Source organism: Rugamonas violacea, from assembly GCF_016461825.1.
Classification (GTDB): domain Bacteria; phylum Pseudomonadota; class Gammaproteobacteria; order Burkholderiales; family Burkholderiaceae_D; genus Rugamonas.
In genome coordinates this window covers 104708-108314 of sequence record NZ_JAEMNU010000040.1, presented here as the reverse complement: position 1 = coordinate 108314, position 3607 = coordinate 104708, and the positions used below count along the sequence as shown (strand labels likewise).

2 protein-coding genes are annotated in these 3607 nt (G+C 67.4%); both read right to left on the bottom strand.

Annotated features, from left to right (window positions below):
* Positions 1 to 70: 70 nt before the first annotated feature.
* A complete protein-coding gene (locus H7U20_RS09875; protein ID WP_233410623.1) occupies positions 71 to 730 on the bottom strand; it encodes a PEP-CTERM sorting domain-containing protein in 660 nt (219 codons plus the stop codon).
* 26 nt (positions 731 to 756) lie between these two features.
* Entirely contained in the window at positions 757 to 3462 is a 2706-nt protein-coding gene (locus H7U20_RS09870; RefSeq protein WP_199758983.1) for a phosphocholine-specific phospholipase C, read from the bottom strand.
* Positions 3463 to 3607 lie beyond the last annotated feature (145 nt).

The window sequence follows — 3607 nt, the reverse complement described above, 5'->3', positions numbered from 1 at the left end:
CCCACCCCAGTTTGCGTCCTTGGGTTTTGTTTGATGCCGCGCTAGATGGCATGCTGCGTATGAGGGGAACTCATGCGGTGCATGGGTTCCCGCCTGCGCGGCGGCGCAGCCAGCCCACCAGGCCGAGGCCGGCCAGCAGCATGGCGGCGCCGCCCGGTTCCGGCACGGCCGACACCCGGCCCAGCGCCACGTCGGTCACGCCGGCCAGGTAACCGGTGCCCTGCGAGTCGATGCGGAAGCCGATGAAGTACTCGCCGACACCGGTGGCGACGAAGCCCTTGAAGCCGAAGCCGGCCGCGCCGTTGGGCAAGTTGATGCCCCGGTAGGCGTAGCTGCCCTGGTTGGTCTCGATGGTGATGTCGACCAGGCCGGCGGTGACGGCGGCGTCGAAGCCGAGCATGCTGTAGTGCGCCGCGTCGTTCACTTGCGCCACCAGCGGCGACCAGTATTCGTTGCTCATCACGGGACGCAACTTGCCGACCGACATGGCGGTGCCGGCGCCGACCACCAGGTTTTCATCCGACATATAGGTGACGTCGCCACGGCTGAAGTCGCTGCCGGGGAAGTGGTAGCCACGGCCGAAGTCGTCGAAGTTGCTGTTGATGGCGATGTGGCCGGCGGCATTGAAGTCGGCGCGCTGGTCGAAGCCGAGCACGCCGGCCTGGGCCAGTGCGCTGGCGGCGGCCAAGGTCAAGCCCAGCAGGGCGCGGTTGAGGTTGCTGTGTTTCATGTTGTTCCTTCTCTACTGTTCTTGCGTCAGACGACGCTGAAATTGCACGGACCGCCCAGCTGGGCGTAGCCGTCGTTGTACAGGCACCAGGCGGTGTAGGCGCCGGGGGCGAGCTTGCTGGTGTCAAAGCTGGCTTGGCCGGCGGCGGCGGTGACGTATTGCCACACCAGATAAGTGCCGCTGCTCGGCGTCACGCCGGCCGGCCAGATGCCGATCCAGTTGGTGCTGGTGACCTTGCCGGCGGGCACGGCGTAGTCGAACACGATGGGCTTGCCGCGCGCCACGCTGGCGCTGGAGGCGCTGAGCTGGGTCACGCTGAAGCTGACCGGGCCGCCAAGCGCCACGTAGCCGTTCTGGTACAGATACCACACCGTGTACTCGCCCACCGTCAGCGCGCTGGTGCTGAACGAGGCGCTGCCGCTTTGCGCCGGCGCGTAGCTCCATTGCAGCGCGTTGCCCTTGCCGGGCGAGGTGCCGGGGGCGTAGATGCCGATCCAGTTCTGCGCGTCCAGCTTGCCCGGCGGCGCGGCGTAGTGCAGCAGCACCGGCGCGCCGCGCGTGACGTGCGGGGTGCTGGTGTCGAGCGTGATCTTGACGCGGTTGGTGCCGATCTGCGGATCGGTGCGGCTGGCGCGGCCCGTTTCGACGTGGCCGGCCAGTTGGCGCGACCAGCCGGCGTCGGCGTCGCAGCTGATGTTGAGGTCGTACCAGCCGAAGCTGGCGTCGAGCGCCAAGTCGATCGACAGGCTCTGGCCGGCCGCCACCGTGTAGATCGCCGGCTCGGCGCCGTAGGCATTGTCGGCGATGGTGAAGCGGCAGGGCTTGCCGCCGCCGAGGTTCAACAGGCTCAGGCCCAGCGCGCCGCGCTCGCGCTCGTAGCTGCTGCGCACTTCCGGCTTGGCGGCGCCGGCGGCCAGGCCCAGCGTGCCCTGGAAGCCGCGCAGGTAGCCGTTGGCGCCGTGCACGGTCAACTGGTAGTTGTTGCCGGTCCAGTTCCAAATTTCCTGTTCGATGCGCTTGCCGGGCTCGACCGTGTAGTACCACGGCCCGTCGCTGCGGATCGCCGAGTAGACGATGTAGGCGGCGCCGGCCGTGCCGTCGTTGGCGAAGTCCAGCTCGAACTGCTTGCCGCCGTTGTAGCCGCCGTGCACCGCCAATTGATACGGCAGCGCGCAGGCATAGCGCGTGCCGGTGACGGTGGCGCAGGGTTCCTGCTTGGGCAGGGTCTGCACGGCCGGCGGCTGCGGGTAGGGCTTGCCGGTGACGCGCTGGTAGGCGGCGGTCTTCGGCACGCTGGCCGGCCAGTTGTTGTTGGGCTTGCTGAAGTCGAAGGCCGAGGTCAGGTCGCCGCAGACGGCGCGGCGCCACGGCGAAATCAGTTCGCACTCGACCTTGGCGCGCTCCTTGCCGCGACCGGCCACCAGCCATTCTTCCAAGAAGCGGATCTTCGAGGTGTGGTCGAACAGTTGCGAACAGACGCGGCCGCCCTTGCTCCACGGCGAAATCACCAGCATCGGCACGCGCGGGCCGAGGCCGACCGGCACGCCCTGGTAGTTCTCGTACTTGCCGATGTCGGCCAGCGTGGTCTTGCCCATGCCGCCGTTGAGCGGCGCCAGGTCGGACGGCACATGGTCGAAGAAGCCGTCGTTTTCGTCGTACATCAGCAGGAACACGGTCTTCGACCATACCGCCGGGTTGGCCACCAGCGCGGCCAGCAGGCGCGCCGTCAGGTTCTCGCCGGCGTTGGGCGAGGCGGGCGAGTGTTCGGTGTAGTCGTTCGGCGCGCAGATCCACGACACCTGCGGCAGGCGGTTGTTGCGCACGTCGTCGGCGAAGGCGTTGACCAGCCAGTCGCCCTTGGTGCCGGCCGAGTTGGCCTCGGTCGAGCCGGCCGCCAGGGCGCGGCCCTTTTGGTACAGCGGCGAGTCGCCGCCGAGGCGGCTGCCGTCGGGATTGACGCGGAAGTTCTTGAAGTAGGCCAGGTAGTTGTCACCGTAGTTGTCCCATTCCTGATACACCTTCCAGCTGACCTGGTTGGCCTCCAGCGTCTCGGCGTAGGTGCGCCAGTTGGGCGCGCCGGCGGTGACGGCGGGCGAGATGTTGTCGCGCGCCGGGTCGTTGTTGTAGAAGCCGCTCGGGCTGACGTTGTACAGGCTGCCCATGGCGCCCAGCCAGCCCTGGCTGCCGCCGGTCAGCGAGTACATGCGGTTGGGGTCGGTGGCGCCGAAAATCGAGCAGTGGTAGGCGTCGCAGATGGTGAAGGCGTCGGCCAGCGCGTAGTAGAAGGGCAGGTCGCCGCGGTCGAAGTGGCCCATGGTCTGCGCCGTTTTCTGCGGCACCCAGGCGTCCCAGCCCTGCCAGGTGGCCTGCGATCCCTTCCACGAGTGGTTGGTGCCGACCGACAGGGCGCTGGTGTTCTTGGCGTCGAAGTGGAAGGGCAGCACGTGGCCGCCGGCCGGGTTCGGCTGATACCACACCGGGTTGCCGCCGGGCAGGGCGATGGCGCGCGGGTCGTCGAAGCCGCGCACGCCGGACAGGGTGCCGAAATAGTGGTCGAAGGAACGGTTCTCCTGCATGAAGATGACGACGTGTTCGACGTCGGCCAGGGTGCCGGTGACGTTGTTGGCGGGCACGGCGAGGGCCTCGCGTATCACACTGGGGAACATGTTGGCGGCGCTGGCGCCGGCCGTGGCGGCGAAACTGAGGAACTTGCGTCTTCCTGCTGAGATCATCGTGCTTCCTTGGAGAGGGGACTGCTGGGGCGTGGGAAGCGGCAATCATAACGATCAAATATGACAACAGTATTGCCGGATTAATCTTATTGGATCAACATTCACGCGCTTGCGCCGCTGGACTGTCGAGAAAACCCAGCGGCGG